The sequence below is a fragment of the Lactobacillus sp. MRS-253-APC-2B genome, from assembly GCF_012843675.1.
GTDB classification, from domain to species: domain Bacteria; phylum Bacillota; class Bacilli; order Lactobacillales; family Lactobacillaceae; genus Limosilactobacillus; species Limosilactobacillus pulli.
In genome coordinates this window covers 99050-117525 of sequence record NZ_JABAFO010000003.1, presented here as the reverse complement: position 1 = coordinate 117525, position 18476 = coordinate 99050, and the positions used below count along the sequence as shown (strand labels likewise).

Annotated in this window: 18 protein-coding genes and 1 pseudogene; 8 read left to right on the top strand and 11 right to left on the bottom strand. The window is 46.2% G+C overall.

Going from position 1 to position 18476, the window contains the following annotated elements; translation table 11 throughout:
• Nucleotides 1–23: 23 nt before the first annotated feature.
• Both HF864_RS03090 and HF864_RS03085 read right to left on the bottom strand, forming a co-directional pair.
• Nucleotides 24–491, bottom strand: a complete 468-nt coding sequence (locus HF864_RS03090; protein ID WP_169461647.1) for a hypothetical protein — start codon at nt 489–491, stop codon at nt 24–26.
• Between the two features lie 3 nt (nt 492–494).
• Complete coding sequence (locus HF864_RS03085) at nt 495–902, bottom strand: hypothetical protein (protein ID WP_169461646.1); 408 nt, start codon at nt 900–902, stop codon at nt 495–497.
• A gap of 134 nt (nt 903–1036) precedes the next feature.
• On the opposite strand from HF864_RS03085, the gene HF864_RS03080 reads away from it, so the two are divergent.
• Nucleotides 1037–1495 carry a universal stress protein gene (locus HF864_RS03080; protein ID WP_169461645.1) on the top strand — a complete coding sequence of 153 codons (459 nt, stop codon included), beginning with the start codon at nt 1037–1039 and terminating at the stop codon, nt 1493–1495.
• A gap of 68 nt (nt 1496–1563) precedes the next feature.
• Here HF864_RS03080 and ptsP read toward each other — a convergent pair whose 3' ends face one another.
• On the bottom strand, nt 1564–3297 hold the full coding sequence (gene ptsP, locus HF864_RS03075; protein WP_169461644.1) for a phosphoenolpyruvate--protein phosphotransferase: 1734 nt from the start codon (nt 3295–3297) through the stop codon (nt 1564–1566).
• Between the two features lie 210 nt (nt 3298–3507).
• Complete coding sequence (locus tag HF864_RS03070) at nt 3508–4167, bottom strand: Crp/Fnr family transcriptional regulator (RefSeq protein ID WP_169461643.1); 660 nt, start codon at nt 4165–4167, stop codon at nt 3508–3510.
• Nucleotides 4168–4282: 115 nt separating this feature from the next.
• Between HF864_RS03070 and HF864_RS03065 the strand changes: the two are divergent.
• A pseudogene (locus HF864_RS03065) lies at nt 4283–4414 on the top strand (class 1b ribonucleoside-diphosphate reductase subunit beta); the annotation flags it as partial.
• Between the two features lie 298 nt (nt 4415–4712).
• Here the strand turns inward: HF864_RS03065 and HF864_RS03060 are convergent.
• The 3 genes from HF864_RS03060 to HF864_RS03050 form a co-directional block, all read right to left on the bottom strand.
• Nucleotides 4713–7112 carry a phosphoketolase family protein gene (locus tag HF864_RS03060; protein ID WP_169461642.1) on the bottom strand — a complete coding sequence of 800 codons (2400 nt, stop codon included), beginning with the start codon at nt 7110–7112 and terminating at the stop codon, nt 4713–4715.
• Nucleotides 7113–7586: 474 nt separating this feature from the next.
• Nucleotides 7587–8390 carry a Cof-type HAD-IIB family hydrolase gene (locus HF864_RS03055; RefSeq protein WP_205882268.1) on the bottom strand — a complete coding sequence of 268 codons (804 nt, stop codon included), beginning with the start codon at nt 8388–8390 and terminating at the stop codon, nt 7587–7589.
• 10 nt (nt 8391–8400) lie between these two features.
• Nucleotides 8401–9129 carry a GntR family transcriptional regulator gene (locus HF864_RS03050; RefSeq protein ID WP_169461641.1) on the bottom strand — a complete coding sequence of 243 codons (729 nt, stop codon included), beginning with the start codon at nt 9127–9129 and terminating at the stop codon, nt 8401–8403.
• 263 nt (nt 9130–9392) lie between these two features.
• Here HF864_RS03050 and ybaK point away from each other — a divergent pair, with 263 nt between their 5' ends.
• The 3 genes from ybaK to HF864_RS03035 all read left to right on the top strand — a co-directional run bounded on the left by ybaK (nt 9393) and on the right by HF864_RS03035 (nt 12153).
• On the top strand, nt 9393–9893 hold the full coding sequence (gene ybaK, locus HF864_RS03045) for a Cys-tRNA(Pro) deacylase (protein ID WP_169461640.1): 501 nt from the start codon (nt 9393–9395) through the stop codon (nt 9891–9893).
• Nucleotides 9894–9898: 5 nt separating this feature from the next.
• Nucleotides 9899–10639 (top strand): hypothetical protein, encoded by a 741-nt coding sequence (locus tag HF864_RS03040; RefSeq protein WP_169461639.1) that lies wholly within the window; start codon nt 9899–9901, stop codon nt 10637–10639.
• Nucleotides 10640–10719: 80 nt separating this feature from the next.
• A complete protein-coding gene (locus tag HF864_RS03035; protein WP_169461638.1) occupies nt 10720–12153 on the top strand; it encodes a C69 family dipeptidase in 1434 nt (477 codons plus the stop codon).
• Between the two features lie 38 nt (nt 12154–12191).
• Here the strand turns inward: HF864_RS03035 and HF864_RS03030 are convergent, their stop codons facing one another.
• A complete protein-coding gene (locus HF864_RS03030; RefSeq protein ID WP_169461637.1) occupies nt 12192–13577 on the bottom strand; it encodes a Na+/H+ antiporter NhaC family protein in 1386 nt (461 codons plus the stop codon).
• Nucleotides 13578–13978: 401 nt separating this feature from the next.
• Between HF864_RS03030 and HF864_RS03025 the strand changes: the two genes are divergently transcribed.
• Nucleotides 13979–14800: a TIM barrel protein gene (locus HF864_RS03025; protein ID WP_169461636.1), complete on the top strand. Its 822-nt coding sequence runs from the start codon at nt 13979–13981 to the stop codon at nt 14798–14800.
• Here the strand turns inward: HF864_RS03025 and HF864_RS03020 are convergent.
• The 3 genes from HF864_RS03020 to HF864_RS03010 form a co-directional block, all read right to left on the bottom strand.
• On the bottom strand, nt 14797–15315 hold the full coding sequence (locus HF864_RS03020) for a DUF1836 domain-containing protein (RefSeq protein ID WP_169461635.1): 519 nt from the start codon (nt 15313–15315) through the stop codon (nt 14797–14799). The two genes, HF864_RS03025 and HF864_RS03020, sit on opposite strands and share 4 nt — an antisense overlap.
• A 101-nt stretch (nt 15316–15416) precedes the next feature.
• Nucleotides 15417–15941, bottom strand: coding sequence for a saccharopine dehydrogenase related protein (locus HF864_RS03015; RefSeq protein ID WP_169461634.1), 525 nt, complete (start codon nt 15939–15941; stop codon nt 15417–15419).
• Nucleotides 15942–15960: 19 nt separating this feature from the next.
• A complete protein-coding gene (locus HF864_RS03010; protein ID WP_169461633.1) occupies nt 15961–16824 on the bottom strand; it encodes an ATP-binding cassette domain-containing protein in 864 nt (287 codons plus the stop codon).
• Between the two features lie 156 nt (nt 16825–16980).
• Here HF864_RS03010 and nrdI point away from each other — a divergent pair, with 156 nt between their 5' ends.
• Entirely contained in the window at nt 16981–17439 is a 459-nt protein-coding gene (gene nrdI / locus HF864_RS03005; RefSeq protein ID WP_169461632.1) for a class Ib ribonucleoside-diphosphate reductase assembly flavoprotein NrdI, read from the top strand.
• A gap of 125 nt (nt 17440–17564) precedes the next feature.
• Complete coding sequence (locus HF864_RS03000) at nt 17565–18458, top strand: aldo/keto reductase (RefSeq protein WP_169461631.1); 894 nt, start codon at nt 17565–17567, stop codon at nt 18456–18458.
• Nucleotides 18459–18476: the final 18 nt, after the last annotated feature.

The following is an 18476-nucleotide window of genomic DNA, read 5'->3' as shown; positions in this document are numbered from 1 at the left end:
CACATTTAAAGCCTGCATGCAAACTATTCGGTTGCCTTGGCGGCACGATGCTCGTTAGTTTGGGCCAGCTGTTTGGCAATCCAGGTCTGCATCTTTTCAACCAAAGTCTTAACTGAATCACTCAGTTCTTCAGCAGAGGCCAACTGATCAATCCGTAGCTCTGAAGCATTCAAATCGGCTCCTGAAGCTACCATGTACAGATTAACCGGCTTAGCATCATTGCCTTCCAAAAGCTTGGGATCAAGACGGGTAGCCTCAGCCATTGGAATATTGATCAAATTGGTTTCTAAAGCGACTTCAAGCGGATCGCCGGTTGGCATGGCAACTTGCCAGACATAGCGAGCCAGATAGCCGGCATCAAGCTGGTTGATCACGAACTGCAGCCCTTTTGTAAGGATGTCAGCCTGTTGAATACCGACTGCATCGGTTGAATCAGTTTGCGTTTTTGCCTTATCAAGCTGGGCCAGATAGTCATTAACCGTTAATTCCATTGCTTATCGCCCCATTTTGTTGATTTCTTGAATTGAGTAGTAGTGACGCTGCTTCATACCATACCAGATCCCAGCAATGCATAAAATAATCCCCAGAATTGCCAGTACCTGAACGAACATCCCATATACGGAAGCCTTGGGCCGCACCACCTCGAAGGCTCCCCAGTCAGCAGCTGCATAGTAGAGCATCACCAATACCGTTACATAACCGTCAAATCGCCAGTCCAGGGCCGCTAAAAAGTCAACGACCACCGAAAGAGCAACGATCAGCCCTGCTCGCCATAAAACCGTGCTGCTGACCAGTGACGTGCCATGCTGGTGATACATCAGCAGCTCCAAGGTCAGCGCAATCAGCATCGTAACCGTAGAAATGGCAATCACTTTGACGACATTGTTCGATACTTTCTTCATTTTAAAAATTCTCCTCATAATTTGCTTGGCAACAAGACCATTCTACTAGAAAGCGCTGTAAACCTCAATTACTCTGCCGATTGCCGGCCAAAAATATTGTATACTTAAACTAACAAGATTCAGGAGGGAAAATAATGGCAGACGGACAATATCACAACATTTTAGTACCAGTTGACGGCTCAAAAGTTACGGCACAAGTTTTGGAAAAAGGCATTGCCATGGCTAAAACCTGCGATGCTCACTTAGACATCTTAAACGTCGTGCAGGTAACGCAGCTTTCTGATGGCTATGCACCAGCCAGCTCACTTTCACCGGATCAGACCTATGACCTGGTGAAAACGACGCAAGAACGCTTGGAAGATCTCAAGCAAAAAGCAATCGATGCCGGTGTAACCGACGTTGCCATCCACGTTCGCTTTGGCAATCCCAAGCAGGTAATTGGTCGCGACTTTCCTAAGGACCACAACAATGACTTGATCGTAATCGGCTCAACTGGCCTATCAGCTTTTGAGCGGATCGTTTTAGGCTCGGTTACCGGCTATGTAATTCGCGTTGCCAAGCCTGACGTTATGGTGGCTCGTACGCAAAAATAACAATTATTTACTCACAATAAAAAGACATGTCTCCAGTTCGGAAACATGTCTTTTTTGTGCAGTTATATTTAATCCAGGTTCAAGCCGAGCCGTGTCTTTACCATTTCCTCAACCTCATCTGCCGTATAGCATAGGTTAATGGCGTCGTTGGCCCACTTGGCACATTCCTTGGTGTCCAGATCCTTCATCATGCTCCGCGTCCGCAGAATCGAGCTGGCACTCATGGAATACTCATCCAGCCCCATGCCCAGCAATAATGGCATAGCCAGCTGATCACCGGCCATTTCACCACACATGGCCGCCTTGGTGTTGTTGGCGTGAGCGGCGTCAATCACGTGCTTGATCAGCCGCAAAAAGGCGGGGTTCAATGGCTGGTACAAGTAGGAGACGGCATCGTTGCCACGGTCAGCCGCAAAGCAGTACTGAATCAGGTCGTTGGTCCCGATACTGAAGAAGTCGACCTCTTTGGCCAATTGATCGGCGTACAGGGCAGCCAGCGGCACTTCGATCATCATCCCGATCTTGACGTTGTCGCCTAGGCCGGGATGATCCTTTTGCAGCTCGTCCTTGCATTCCTGGTAGATTGACTTAGCCTGACGCAGTTCAGCCAGCGTGGCGATCATTGGGAACATGATCTCAACCGGACCGAACTCGGAAGCCCGAATCAAGGCCCGCAATTGCGTCTTGAAGATGTCTGGGCGGTGCAGGCAGATTCGAATTGCCCGATAGCCCAGGAACGGATTCATTTCCTCTGGCAGCGGCAGGTAGTCCAACGGCTTGTCACCACCGATATCCAGCGTCCGCACGACAACCGGCTTGCCCTTCATGCCAACAACGGCCTTCTTGTAGGCTTCAAACTGCTCGTCTTCGGTTGGGAGATGGTCGCTGCTCATGTACAGGAATTCGGACCGGAACAGACCGACCCCATCGGCACCCTGCTTAACGGCATCCGCCACGTCATCGGGAGTCCCAATGTTGGCCGCGATCTCAAAGTGCTTGCCGTCTTTTGAAACGGATGGGGCGTCCACTAATTTGGCCCATTCGGCACGCTCTTTTTCAAATGCCGTGGCCTTCTTTTGGTACTCATCGATCTCAGCCTGGCTTGGATCAATGATGATGTTGCCGTGCAGACCGTCAACGATTACCATGTCGCCACTCTTAACCGAACTCGTAACGTTTTCGGAGCCTACCACGGCTGGAATCCGCAGCGTCCGTGCCATGATGGCCGCGTGACTGGTCCGCCCACCCAGATCGGTTGCCAGCCCCTTGACGAATTTGGCATCCATCTGCGAGGTATCGGATGGGGTGATCTCCTTGGCAATAATTATGACCGGCTCGCTGATGGAGGCGATGTCTGGCAGCTGTTTGCCCAACAGATGACTCAGTGCCCGCTTAGCAACGTCCTTCACGTCAGCGGCCCGTTCCTGCATGTACTTGTTGTCGGTCATAGCGGCCAGGACGTTGGCAAAATTAGTCGTCACATCCGTCATGGCTTCTTCGGCGGAAACGTGCTGACTTTCAATCTCATCTTTGATCTGACTCTTCATTTCCGGGTCGGACAAGATGGCAATGTGGGCATCAAAGACTTCCAGTTCTTCATCGCTCAAACGGTTCTTGGCATTTTGCTTGATGGTGGCCAGATCGGCAATTGAAGCACTAAAGGCTTTTTCTACCCGATCGTATTCGGCGACTGGATCATTAATCTTTTTCTTTTCAAAACTCAGATCCGGATCAATCAACAGATATGCTTTAGCAATTCCAATACCGTCACTGGCGGCAATCCCTTTAATGATTTGTGGCATAATTTTTGTCCCCCTCATCAATTCTCTAAATGTCAACCGTTTGACATATATTAACTTCGTATATTATAAACCGTTATCATTTGCATTTCCACCATTATTTAAGCGGTTGCATAAGTATTACTACGGGAATTGTCTAAAAATCAACGGTTAAGCTTGCTAAATCGGCGATTCTTTTGTGACTGGCAAAATTTAGCCGCCTGCTGATTCACCCTAAAAATCAGCCAGAATCTGAATCTTACGTACCGAATGTCTGATTAACCCTTGCCGCTCAAGCACTTGAATCTTGCGTGAAATAGTCTCAGGCGTAGTACCAAGATAGGTTGCCAGGTCCTTTAATTTCATCGGTAAGGTAAATTCACGTGAGTGCTGAGCCTGCATTTCTTCTTTTAAATAATCCTTAAGCCGCTCTTCAATCGAATCCAATCCCAAAAGATGGTTTTGAGCAGCCAACTGATGATTTTTCTTTAAGGTCAGCTGTAAAAGCCGCATCGCAATGGACGGATATTGGTTTAACAGTTGAGCAAAATCTTCATATGAAATGGTACAAATCTCAGAGGTACGCTCAGCTTGGGCAAAAGTATCGACGTTTTCGATGCCAAACAGCCATGCCTCACCTTCATGCTCGCCGGCTGCCAGCATTCTCAACATATGCTCTTGTCCTGATAATGAAAGCTGGTAGATCTTAACGGCGCCACTTTCAACAATGATCATCTGCTCTTTTTCACCTGGTGCCAAAATCTGATCACCACGACTAAAACGATGACGCCGTACCAAACTTTCAACTTTTTGCTGATCAGACAAGGCCAGCTGATTAAACAGCGGTACGGTGGAAACGCAGAGATGCTGATGATGGTGAATGTGATCTGTCATATTGGTCGCCCCTTTAAGTTGGTAATAATAGTATATTCTTATTTGTCTCAATAAAAATTGATATTAATCAAGAAGGTGTCATTATTTTGAATCAATCTTTGAGCATGCGGACATTGAAGACATTAATCCAATCGTCATGAACGGCATTTCAACTAAGACTGCCAACCACGACTTCTTCAGTCAAGTCGGTGCCGACTATTTAATGGGTGATGCCGAGGCGATGACTGATGACGACTATGATTTTTAGTCAGCAATCTATCACGCCTAGTCTTGAATGACGGTTTCAATATTATTAAAAAAACAGCGCTGAATCAGGCTTTTAGCAAGCTTGGTTCAGCGCTGTTTAATTTTTTGGATAATTGCTTTACTGCACCTTTGGTTAATAAACCTTTTAATCCCAATCAAAATTAATGAGCAGACTTCAATCAATCCAATTTTACGAGATCTGCTTAACGGTTTTCGCATGGAACTGTAAAAACAAAAACCGCCCGACTCAAATGAATCGGACGGTTTTCATATTAAGGTTTTAGTCGAGCGAAGTTAAATTACTTCAGACCCTTCCAAGTCCAGTCTTCAACTTCTGGCAGGTCCTTACCTTCAGTACGGATGTAGTGGTTGTGCTTGTCAACCATGTTGTCCATTTCGTTTACGAAGGCAGCAGCCTTTTGTTCGTAACCAGGTACGCTCAAGATAGCGTCCTTAGCCAGGTGGAACCGGTCAAGTTCGTTCAGCACACGCATGTCAAATGGCGTCGTGATGTCACCATTTTCTTGGTAGCTGTGAATGTGAACGTTGTGGTTGTGACGGTCAAAGAACAGGCTTTGAATCATGTCACGGAAGCCGTGCCATGCGAAGATAACTGGCTTGTCAGCCGTGAAGTAACGGTCGAATTCTTCGTCAGTCAGACCTTCAGCGTTCTTGTCAGGCGTCATCAGCTTCATGATTTCAACAACGTTGATGTAACGAATCTTCAGTTCTGGGAAGTTGTCGTGCAGAATGTCGATAGCTGCCAGAGCTTCTTCAGTTGGTTCCGTACCAGCAGATACGAAGACAACATCTGGTTCAGCGCCTTGGTCAGTAGATGCCCAGTCAACGTAGCCCAGACCGTGGTTAACGATGTTAGTAGCTTCGTCGATGGAGAACCATTGCAGACGTGGGTGCTTGGACGTAACGAAGACGTTGATGCATTCGCGGTCGTTGAAGGCCTTGTCGGATACAGCCAGCAGTTCGTTAGTGTCGGCTGGCAGGTATTCCTTAACCAGGTCAGCACGTTCCTTTTCGTACAGGTGAGTCAACAGACCTGGATCTTGGTGAGTGTAACCGTTGTGGTCTTGTTGGAATACCGTAGAAGTGTCAACAAAGTTCAATGCTGGGTAGTCATGACGCCAGTATTGTTCCTTAGCCTTACGCATCCACTTCAGGTGTTGAGTCAGCATGGAGTCAACAACACGACCGAATGATTCGTAAGTAGCGAAGAAACCGTGACGACCAGTCAGCGTGTAACCTTCCAGCCAACCTTCTGCTTGGTGTTCAGAAAGTTGTGAGTCGATCATCCGACCTTGGTGTGCCAGGTCTTCGTCGTTTGGTTCGTGGATGTCTTCCATCCATTGACGCTTGTCGTTGTCCAAAACAGCGTACAGACGGTTGGACTTGGATTCGTCAGGACCGAAGCCACGGAAGTTGTCTGGGTTCAGTTGGAACATTTCGTCCAGGTACTTGCCCCATTCAATCATGTCTTGCTTCTTAACGACACCGTGACCTTGTACGTCAACAGCGTACTTGCGGTAGTCTGGCATTACCAGTGGCTTAGGATCCAAACCACCGTTAGTGATTGGGTTCATAGCCATCCGCTTGTTGCCTTCTGGCGTGTTAGCCGTAACCTTGGCAACTGGAGCACCGTTTTCGTCAAACAGTTCTTCCGGCTTGTAGGACTTCAGCCAGTTGATCAGCATGTCCTTGTGTTCCATGTCGTCTTGTGCGACTGGAATTGGAATTTGGTGAGCACGGAAGGAGTTTTCGATTGGGTTGCCATCCAAGTCCTTCTTAGGACCAGTCCAACCCTTAGGTGCACGCAGGATTACCATTGGCCATTGTGGCATGGAGTCGTCACCAGTTTCACGAGCGTGCTTTTGGATAGCCAGGATGTCTTCGATAGCAGCATCCATCGTCTTAGCCATTTCTTCGTGAATTTCCATGGTGTCCTTGTAGCCATCAAAGCCTTCGCCGTTGTAAGCGGAAACGAAGTATGGCTTCCAGCCCATACCTTCGAAGTACTTAGTAAGTTCTTCGTCGCTCATACGAGCCAGGATCGTTGGGTTGGAGATCTTGAAACCGTTGATTTGCAGGATAGGCAGAACAGCACCATCCTTGATTGGGTTGATGAACTTGTCAGAGAACCAAGAAGCGGCCAGAGGACCAGTTTCGGCTTCACCGTCACCAATTTCAACAGCGGCAATTTGGTCTGGGTTGTCCAGAATTGCACCTACACCGTGGGACAGGGAGTAACCCAGTTCCCCACCTTCGTGCAGCGAACCTGGCGTTTCAGGAGCAGCGTGTGAAGCAGTACCACCTGGGAAGGAGAAGTGCTTGAACAGCTTAGCCATACCAGCTTCGTCTTGGGTGATTTCTGGGTAGATTTCCGTGTAGGAACCGTCCAGGTAAGAGTTGTTGACCATAACTTGGCCACCGTGACCTGAACCTTCAATGTAGAACATGTTTACATTGTACTTCTTAATAACACGGTTCAAGTGTGCATAAATGAAGTTTTGAGGAACAATCGTACCCCAGTGACCAATTGGCTTTGGCTTAACGTCGGAAGGCTTCAGTTCGCGACGCAGCAGTGGGTTGTGCATCAGGAACAGCGTACCAACAGAAAGGTAGTTGGCTGCCCGCCAGTAAGCGTCAACAGTTTCCAAGTATTCCTTGGAATCGTAATTTACTGCCATCGATATTACACTCCTTAAATAAAATAACTACGTTCTGACTATAACGTCTCGTAAACCTCAATCAATTTACGCTATCTATGATATAGGATTTTTTCTAAAAGTCAACCTTTTTGAAAATTGATACGGTCCAATTATCAAAAATCCAATTCAGCCTTTGCTATAAAAGGCTTTACCAAAGCTGCCTCAATTGATTGAACACCCAAATTTTAGCAGAATTTCTTTAAAAAAGGCGGGGTTTTCGCTCTAAATTTTTACTAAGAAACGAAAAAGAGAGTGAGAAAAAACTCCGAAAATCAGCTTGCAACCGATTTTCGGAGTTTGCCTTCGAACCTCCGCAAGGATGGCTAGGTCGGTCAAATGCTGATTTATCAGCGTTTGAACTGCCAGCCAGCTACTGCGCTGAGGCATTATTATCCATACGTAGTTAAGAGGTTGAGTTAATTCCCAGCCTCTTTAATACTGCTATTAATTTGTCTAAACATTCATATCAAATCGTTCGATGATCTTGTTTAAGACACCATTCTCATCATTGCTGCCACAGCGAAATTTAGCCGCTGCAATAGCTTCAGGAGCACTTTTGGCCATTGCATAGCTTTCGCCAGCCAGCTTGAGCATGGTAGCGTCGTTTTGACCATCGCCAAATGCCATCAGCTGACTGGGCTGCCAGCCCCGTTCATCCAACAATCGTTTCAAGCCGGTTGCCTTGTCCAGTCCGGGAATAATCAGATCCATGTTGCCATAGCCGCTTGAAACTGGATGCACGATGTCGCCAAAGCGATTGATAACCTCATCCATCCAGTTCCGGGTTTCTTTGGGCGGAACGTCCATCATAAACTTGACTACCTGATCATCAATTTCAGCTAATGATTGAATTTTTTTCATATGAATGTAGTGCGACTGGACGCGCTTGACAAAAATCGGATCCTCATCAACGAACGCAAATGCATGATGACGACCGGAAATAATCAGATGTCCACCTGGAATTGAGCGAAAAAAGTCAACCAAGGTAGCGACCTGTTCTTCAGTAAAGCGACCGCAATAAATCTCTTGACCACGATCGACCAGCTCAACGCCATTTTCGGCAACGAAGGCCATTCCCTCGGCTTCTTTGGGGAAGCGTCTTTCAACCAGCTGATAGATTGGATTACCGCTGGCAACGACAAACTCAACATTTTTTGTCTGCAGCTGAGCATAGACCTTTTCAAATAATGGTCGATCAAACGTGCTTTGCGAGTTTAGAAAGGTACCATCCATATCGACAGCGATTGCCTTAATCAAATTAATCCCTCTAATCCTGGTTAAGATTGACAAAAGTATTGTATTTCATATATTGATAATGCACGCGCATATTTGAGACCTCAAACGGCGTTCCATCATCCAGGAAAAAGACCCCTTCCATTACTCCAACAGGTTCCGTCGGTGCAAGATGCAGTTCTTTTTGGTCCTCTTCACTGGAAGGCGCGACCGAAATCGTCATAAACGAACGCGTCACAGTCTTATTTTGCGATTCTTCTAAATAATTGAAAATGGATCCTTCTACCACGGCTGGCGAAAGCGTCGGCATGATTTTGATTGGAATATAGCCAGTCTCGATCATGAACGGCTGATCGTCAATCAGACGCAGGCGCTTAATCTGGTAAACAAAGTCATTGTCATTTAAAAACAGATCCTGCTGAATCTCTTGACTGGCAGGCACGACCTGATAATTTAAAAGCTTGATGCCCTGCTCTTTGCCATCAAGCTTAAAGCTGTCGGTGATTCCCAGGTTGCTGCCCTCATAGCGAAACATTGCTTGATTTTTTAAGTAGAGCGGGTTGATAAAGGTTCCCGAGCCGCGTTTTTTAAAGATGATACCCTGCTGCGCCAGAATACCCAAGGCCCGTTTAATGGAACTTCGGCTTACTGCATAGTTGCTGCTGAGGGTACGTTCATCGGGAAGTTTCATATTCGCATAATCGCCATTGAGTATCTTATGTTTTATATCGCGCATTACTGAGCGGTATACTAAGTCTGCCATGTCATTACCCCTCGATCGGTTCATCGACCCTGTCTTAACTGTTAATATCTAAATCAGTTCATAGTATATCAAATCTCTTGATAATTGGTTACTATTTTTCGATTGATTGGTCCGTCCCAGATTTGTGAAAGCCGCAAATTTTAAGACTCAATCTATAATTGGGCCCTACTTCATCCCGTTATCAATTCATGGTAAAACATGGCATAATAAGCTTGCTGTTATAATGATCAGCTGGCCGGTACTTTAATCACAAGGAGAAGTTTATGAGCAAAAAAAAGCAACGCATCAAAAAAACACAAGTCGAACAAATTTTAGATAAAAACCACGTGCCTTATCAACAAGTGATTTTCCCCACGGTTGAAGATGGTGACGTGCGATCACTAAAGGTTGATCATCTGGGCATTGACGAGCACCTCATCTATAAGACACTGGTTTTGAAAGGCCCTACGACTGGACCATTGGTTGGCGTGGTACCCATTGACAGTCATCTTGATGAAAAAGCATTGGCGCGAGTTTCTGGCAACAAAAAAGTCGATATGGTACCGCTAAAGGATCTGCTGAAAACGACTGGTTACGTCCATGGTGCCAACACGCCCGTCGGCATCTGGGAAAAGCACAAATACCCCATCTTTATTGATAATGATGCCAAAATCAGCGAAACGATCTATGTCTCATCCGGTCAGATTGGTCGCTCCGTTGCCCTCAATGCCAAAGATCTGGCTGAACTGGTGCACGCCCAGTTTGCCGATCTGCAGCAGCACTAAGCATTATGAATAATTATTTTAGAATTCTGGGTGCCCTGGCACTCTTTTTGGTATTGATTCCAGTGCTTTTGGGGACCATCACCGTCTTGATCAGTCGCCGCAACAAGGTCTTGACCGTTGTCATCGGCGGGTTTTATGCCCAGATTATCCTTGGCGGCGTCGGTGTAATCATTCATGAATTGAGTCATCTGCTAATGGCATTGCTGTTTGGCCATCAAATCGTCAGTTTTCGTCTATTGCATATCCCCAATCCCAGCAATCCTGGCGACAATGCCCTGGGATATGTCAACCATGCCTGGAACGAGCACAGCTTCTATCAGCGCGTCGGCAACGTCTTTATCGGTATTGCGCCGGTAGTCGGCTGTACTCTGGCAATTATTGGTTTGACTCAGTGGCTGGTACCGGGCATTTTTGAACTCTGGCAGGCCGTTATTGCTCAGACCGAGATTCCACAAATTCAGCTAACGGCAGGCCGTCTGATTCTATGGCTGATTCTGATTGCCAATATTGCCATTGGCGGCTTTGATCTCAGCAGCGCCGATCTGGAAAATTCGGCCACGGGACTGATGATGCTATTGGCAGTTTTTTTGATCACGGCTTTGATTCTCAGTCAGTTTACAACGGGACCCCTTGTTGCCCAAACGCTGCAGAACTGGCTGGCGCCATTTTACTGGTCGATGATCTTTGCTCTTTTAATCAATCTATTGATGCTGGGAATTCTAAGCCTGCTGAGTCGCCTGGGATAATTGACCTGCCATGCCAATATGCTTAAAATTGTTTTTATAACACAATTAGGAATCTTTGTAGAAAAAGAAGGTTTAGCAAAATGAAGAAAAATCTGTCTGCCTGCACCACGGTTCTGGTCGGCAAAAATGCTACCATCGATGGCTCGACTATGGCTGCTAGAAATGACGATACGTTTGGTCCCTTGACCCCACAGCGTTTTGTTACCTATCCGGCATATCATAATCAGCCAAACCAGGTTAAGGCCTACCTCAACAAATGCGTAGTTGACCGTCCTGCTGATGGCTATCGCTACCAAGGGACGCCAAACGTCAACTACAAAACGGAAGGTGTCTTTGACGAAAGCGGTTTTAATGAAAAAAATGTTGGCATGAGTGCTACGGAAAGTACCTATTCCAACGAGCGCGTCTTGGCATTTGATCCATTGGTTGAGGATACCGGTATTAACGAGGACTTGATCGTGGCCGCTACCCTGCCATTTATCAACAGTGCTAAAGAAGGGGTACGGTACCTGGGCCAGCTGATCAAAAAGTACGGCTCGGCAGAAGGCAATGGCGTAATTTTCAGTGACAAAAACGATGTCTGGTACATGGAGATCATCACCGGTCACCACTGGGTCGCTCAGCGCATTCCCGATGACTGCTATGCGGTAACCGGCAATCGAATCGCCATTCAAGAAGTCGACTTCAACGATCCTGAAAACTTTATGTGGGACGATACGATTCGCGAATTCGTTGACGAGCACCACTTGAATCCTGATCGTGATGGCTGGAACTTCCGGCACATCTTTGGTACGGCAACAGTCTTTGACCAGCACTACAATACGCCACGTCAATGGTACGGACACAAGGTCTTGAGTCCAGATGTCGAGATGAACCCACTGGACTTTGATCTACCATTTGTTATGAAAGCAGACCACAAGATTACCTTAGAAGACGTTCAAGAAGTTTTGAGCAGCCACTACCAAAACACGCCTTATGATCCGCTGGGTCATGGTACTGACGAAGAAAAGCACATGTTTAGGCCAATCTCGTTGAATCGGACCCAAAACTCACACATTCTACAAGTTCGGCCTGATCTGCCAGAAGCGGCCTCTACGATTATGTGGATGAGCTTTGGGATTCCTACGTTTACGCCTTACGTACCATTCTTTGGCAATGCGGCTGACGTAGATGCCAGCTACAAGAACACGCCTAAAGAGCTCAATATGAATCTCAAGAGTGCCTACTGGATGTACCGAGCCCTTTCGATGATTGTTGAAAGCCATCACGCTGAGTTCCTGCAAGCTGATCTGGACTACCTAAAGGATGCCCGTCAATATTTCTACAAGTGGATCGACGAAACGGCTCCTTTGGTCAAGGGCATGGACAACAATGCCGCCAGCGACGTACTAAGCGAAAAGACGCATGAGATGGTTGCTGAAATGGCCAAGCGCACCAAGGAATTGATGAGCCAGCTGATCATGCACGGCCTAGAACTTTCCAAACTGACCTTCATCATGGATAAAAACCTTTAATAACAAAAGCGCACTTCAACCGAGGTGCGCTTTTTGTATTAAGCCAATGCCTGCTTTTGATTTTTCCGCTGTCTTCTTCCTGACAATGCCGCCAGAATCAAAGTTACCAATGGGTTAAGCAACGGGTAGAGCGTAAAGGCAACGTAGCCATAATCATGCAGACTCAGCGTACCGGCAATAAAGATCCCGCTAACGCTCCATGGTACCAATGGATTGATGTCGGCACCACCAGCTACCAATGAGCGCGTCAGCATGTTTTTGGAAAGATGCTGTTCTTCGTAGGCTGATTTAAAGGCCGTTCCTGGCAAAATCTCAGAAAGATATTCTTCGCCGATCATTACGTTGACGGCTACCCCACTGACAATGGTTGCCAAGACTAGCTTAAATGGCGTGTTCACCAATTTTTGTAAGGCAAGTAGCAATTGATCAACCACCCCATATTGCATCAAAAGCCCACCCATCGAAAGAGCACATAAGATTAGGGCAATTGAATTAAGCATGTGGGCAATCCCGCCGCCAGACATCAATGTATTAAGCAGCTTGCTGCCGTGCATCTGAAAACCGTTCATTAACAGATTGCTGATCTGCGCAAATGACAGCGACGGCGTCCAGATTTTGGCTAAAACCAAAGCTGTAAATGAGCCCGCCAGCAACGTTGGAATTGCTGGCACCTGCCGCAGCGACATGATCAAAAGCACCAAAATTGGCAGCAGCGACCAGGCCCCAACATGGAAACTGGCCTTGAGCGCCTTACTGATAACATCAGCGCGTGACAGATCGGCACTGGTACTTCTAAAACCAATCACAGCATAGATGACAGCAGCAATCAAGGCGGCAGGAACCGCGGACTTGGCAGTGTTTTTCAAGTGCTCGGGAACCCGATTGCCAATCAGACTGGTCGTCAAATTGGAAGTATCAGACAATGGTGACAGGTTGTTGCCCAAAAAGCCGCCGGCAACGATTGCGCCCGCCGTCATGGCATCACTAAAGCCCAGCACGTGACCAATCCCCATAAAGGCCAATCCTAAAGTCGAAATCGTCGTAAAGGCATTGCCTACGATAATTCCTACAATGCCGCAAGTTAAAAAGACGGTGGGAATAAAGAACTTGACTGAAATCAAATCAAAACCGATGACCATAATCGTTGCAATCGTGCCCGATGCCAACCAGGTACTGATCAACAGGCCGATCATCATAAAGATCATCATCGGAATAATCCCTGGCTTGATCCCTTCAGCAATGCCATCAATAATCTGATCCCAGGCAAAGCCACGCAACCGACCATAAAATAAAAGCAGCGTAAAGACGCACAGGATCGGAATCTGGGGACTCATCTTGTATTTGATGATCAAGGTTCCTAAAATCAAAAACATAACAACGATTACGCCCAGACTTTCCGTCATTCTTAGCTGTTGATTCTCCATTTGCCATTCATCCTTTCCAAAATAAAAACCGCCACGCTGCTTCGTGACGGCCATTCAGATGAATCATCAGTCGCCACGTAAAACCGCGGCGGCATCATGCCAAGCTTCCGCGGATACAAGCTGTTTTGTGCCTGCATCCATAACGAATACAACCACTATCTTTTACAGATAGCGTTGATAAGACGTTGCCTTAGAAAATACTTGGATCATGATTTCATCTCCGTAATCAAATTTGTTGGCCCCATTATAGGACCTTAAAATTAGAAATTCAAGATAAAATGAGATTTTTTTAATTTTGCCATAATAAACTCGATCAGCAATGAAACATAATTCAAGGCAACGCCTCACAACTGGCATATAATTAAAACGATAATTTGTTTAAAGAGGAGGGCGATTTAACAATGAAGATACTGCTTGGACTAAAGGGCAGCAGTAATCTGGCCCAGATTGACGATCGACTGCAGCATCATCCCGACGTTTACGAATTTTATACTGATGTCAACGACTTCACGCCCGATGGCTATCAGCATTTATATGAGGCCGTTCAGTACGTGCAGAATCATGGCGTCAAAAAGATCGTACTGCATCATCCGATGAAGTTTGGTCAGACCCATGCCGAGATCGTAGCTCCTGAAAAGCAGTTTCCAAAATTATACCGATTCATCGAAGATACTACGATGCAATTGATCAGATTGGCCAAAGATCTTGACGTCCAATGCCTGATCCACGGCGCCTATGCTCAGGAAACGACTGAATATATCGATTGTTATCCCGATCTACAAACGGCTCAGCAGGCAGCGTTTGATCGGTTGGATCGATTCGCTAAGGCCGGTGGTGAACACATTATGTTTGAAAATTCGATTGCCCCGGTTTTTTCCTATGGTGATCCAGTCATGGAAGACGAGATCTTGAGGCATCATTATCGTTTGGCCTTTGACACCTCGCATTGTTTTATCTGGCTGCATGGCGACAACCTTGGTCTGCAAGGATCACTGAGCCATCTTAAGGATCAGATCGTTCATTATCACTTGGTTGATTCAATGGGCCAGACTCATGACAGTCTGACTTTGGGAACCGGCAAAATTGACTGGCGCGAAGTTTTGCCACGATTGAATCCAAATGCCACCAGCATCTATGAGATCAATCTAAAAGATCAAGGCAATTGCCAAGAACAGCTGCAGAGTCACGCCTATCTGACCGAGCTGGCTCAAAAACTTGACTAGCCTTTTTTAACGTCACGTGGCTGTTGTGCTTCTTTCATGTTTTTTAAAAGCTCAGCCGCCTGCATGCGATTAAACAGCGTTTCGACAACGTAACCGATCAATTGGTCATTAACTGCATCTAGCTGGTTGTCAGCTGGCGCTGGTTCATTACGCAGTCGTGCATTCATCAGATCAACGAAGCGGTCATAGGCTTGCTGCGGATAGTTGTTGATCGTCACCTGCTTGATACCTTCATGAATTGAAGGTATCGAAAAACTGCCCTTGAGCATGGCAACCATAATCACGGCCGCCAACTGGTAGCGTGAGTACTTCTTTTTCACTGGGGCCATGATGATGCCCTTTTTGACATAGTTATTGATCATAGACTTGGTAATCGGTGCAATTCCCAGTCCCAGAGCACGATCATTGACCAGCGCCACGACCTGATCAACATACAGATCTAGGTCAGGCAATTCATCCCAATGTGGCAGCTGGATTTTGCTCAGATTAGCTTGCCAGCGTTCAAAGCTTGTCATTTAGAGTCCCCCATTTCAATGGATAGTCTAATCATGTTACTAGTTTTAAAAACAAGTATACCGCATCAAGACACTCAGCTACTCATCAAAGCATTTTGATTCTAGTCTTCAATACCAATTGACTGATTGTAATAGCGGTCAGTCATTAAGGCCGCTTTTAAAACCTGCGCCGCTTGTTTTAAACCAACTGCTTGTCCCGTCAATGGCTGACCTTCATCAACGATCTTTAAGGCGGTTTCGCGTGGAACAATCGGTAAAGAGCGTACGATCACATATGGAAATTCCAGCTCATCAATCATCTTGATGGCATACTGATGAGCCAAAACCGTATCGAGCGCTGATTTGCCATACCAAGATTCTAGCTGTTCTTTGGCTGCGTCATCGGCAGTCCCGGCAATCGAGAGCATAACGATCTTTTTAGGTGTCTCATGACTGTCATCAATTAAATCAACCAGGTCATAGACATCTTGATCAACTGGATCATTTGCCATGGGCAGCCAGCATAATGTATCCTGGCTCTGCAGCTTAAAATGAAAACTTGGTTCAACGATGGCTTCTGGCAACCGTTCATGCAGCTGCTCAATCAATCTATCGGTACGCTGGCCAATCAATACGATTCGATTCATAAAAATCACCTCATTAGATCTAATAGGTCATCAATTCGTCTTCGACCGTGGCATCCTCTATCCGGACATCAGTGATCGTGCTTTGCTCCAGCAATGGCAAGATTGCTTGAATATTGCCGGCATACAAAAAACGTGTTTCTTCAGGGGCCTCTTCTAAGATATGAGCCCCAAGTCTTTGTGCCGTTTCAATCGGAAAACCAGTCCCAAAAACCGTGATTACGCAGTCAACGCCGGTTCGCGGATGCAGGTGACGCGTTGAGGTCAGATAACCGCGGCTAAAGTAGTAGATATCATCAGCACAGCTCATCATGGTGGTCATATTGCTGCTGGTCATCAAAATCAGAGCATCGGTTTTTTGAGCATAGCTGCGCAACAGCTGCCAAACTGCTCTGGCATGGCGCGGCGCCAGTTGATCCGTGGCATGATCAAGCAGAATTACATTGGGCTGTTTAACCAGCAGTAAAATAATTCGCAGCGTGATTTTTTGATCCAAACTCAAGCTACCGATTGAATGTTGCCCATCAAGAGCAAACTGTTTTAAGATCAGTTCAGCCTGCTCATCATCAATCGAATGATCACTGCTTTTTTGCGCTTGGCGAATGGCCTTTTGAATCAGCCAATGATCCTTGATTTTAAGATCATCCAGCATACCGATTATCTTTTCAGGATGACGCAATGTTTTTAATGGCTGGCCGTTGATTTGAATCGTGCCGCTGGTTGGCTGGCCACGTTTACGCAGCAATGCAAACAGTGTCTCGCCAAACAGCGGATCATCACTGCAAAAAGCAGCAACATTAGGCGATTGCAGCGTCATATCGACATTTGACAGTTGACTGCCATTTTCTGCCTCAATCGTCAAATTATGAATAGCTATTTCAACCACGGCAAATCATTCCTTTCAGTGCTTTAAATTTATTATAACTTGATTGATCCAACAAACCTATCGATAAAATCTCATGAAAAAGACAGTATCAACTGTTAAAAAAATCAGCTAAAATATAGGTTATCGACTATTAATAAGAAAGAGGACGCAAACGATATGAACATTCTGTTTATCTCCATTGAGGGCAATACTCGCTCTTTTTTAACTCGTCTGCAGGCCTATGCCCAACAACAGCACAGTTTTAACGAGCAGCTGCCTACCATTAATCTTAAGGAAATTACCGACCAGACGCTGCCAGCTGCTGAAACCGAGCCCTTCTTTGCCTTTGTACCAACCTATCTGGATGGCGGCAATGGTTTTGATTCGGGCGTTAAAGAACTGATGACCAATGCCTTAGGCGAATATATCGCTGAAAACGACAATGCCAAAAAATGCCTGGGGATCGTTGGCAGCGGCAACCGTAACTTTAACGAACAATACTGTCTGACTGCCCGTAAGTATTCCTACGAGTTCAAGGTACCATTTTTGGCTGACTATGAGCTGCGCGGTACCAGTCAAGATATTGAACAAATCTACGCAATTCTGACCAAGCGCTGGCAACAGGTCAACGCCTAGATAATTGGATTTATGGCATGGCTAGCGTGGCCATGCTTTTTTATTTTTCTTAGTTTCACGTGCACAATCAGTTTTATAATAGCAATGGGCTGCAATCAGTCATTATAAAACGGAGATGAATTAACATGAATCAGAACCTACAGCCAAAAATCCAGTTAAATAACGGGCTCTTAATGCCTCAAGTCGGTCTGGGCGTTTGGAAAACTCCTCTTGACGTCACCCGAAAAATGGTTAGTGATGCCTTGGCAAATGGCTATGTCTTATTAGATACAGCCAAGCAGTATGGCAATGAAAGCGCGGTTGGCCAAGGGATGCAAGATGCCTTTAATTCAACCGGTCGAACGCGGCAAAGTATTTTTTTAACCACCAAGATCTATAATGGCGATCAAGGCAGCTATGACCGGGTACGCAAAGGATTTGAAGGCCAGCTTAAAGCACTGCAGACTGATTATGTTGATCTTTTACTGATGCACTGGCCGGTCAATGGCCTTTACAATCAGACCTGGCAGGCCATGGAAAAAATCTATGCAAATGGGCAGGCCAAAGCAATCGGTGTCTGCAACTTTAATGTTGAGCGAATGAGCGATTTATTGGATCATGCCAAAATTACGCCGGCCATCAATCAAATCGAGTTTAATCCCAAGATTCACCAACCAGCCATTGTCAACTTCTGCCAGCAGCATGGCATTCAGATGGAAGCCTGGTCGCCATTGGGTAATGGTCGACTTTTGCATGAACCGATCATCGAAAAGATTGCACACTCCCATCAAAAAACCCCTGCCCAGATTGAGTTGCGCTGGGCCATTCAACATGATCTGATTGTAATTCCCAAGACCACGCATCCTGATCGCATGAAAGAAAACGCGGATATCTTTGATTTTGAGCTGTCGCCAGAAGAATGCATCCAGATCGATTCATTGGATACTGAAGAACATGCCATCTGGTACGATAAATTCAAATGGTCAGGCAATCCTAATGGCATCGATAACGTCATTGCCGATCCAGAAAGTTTCAGATAATTAAAAAGCGAATCTGGT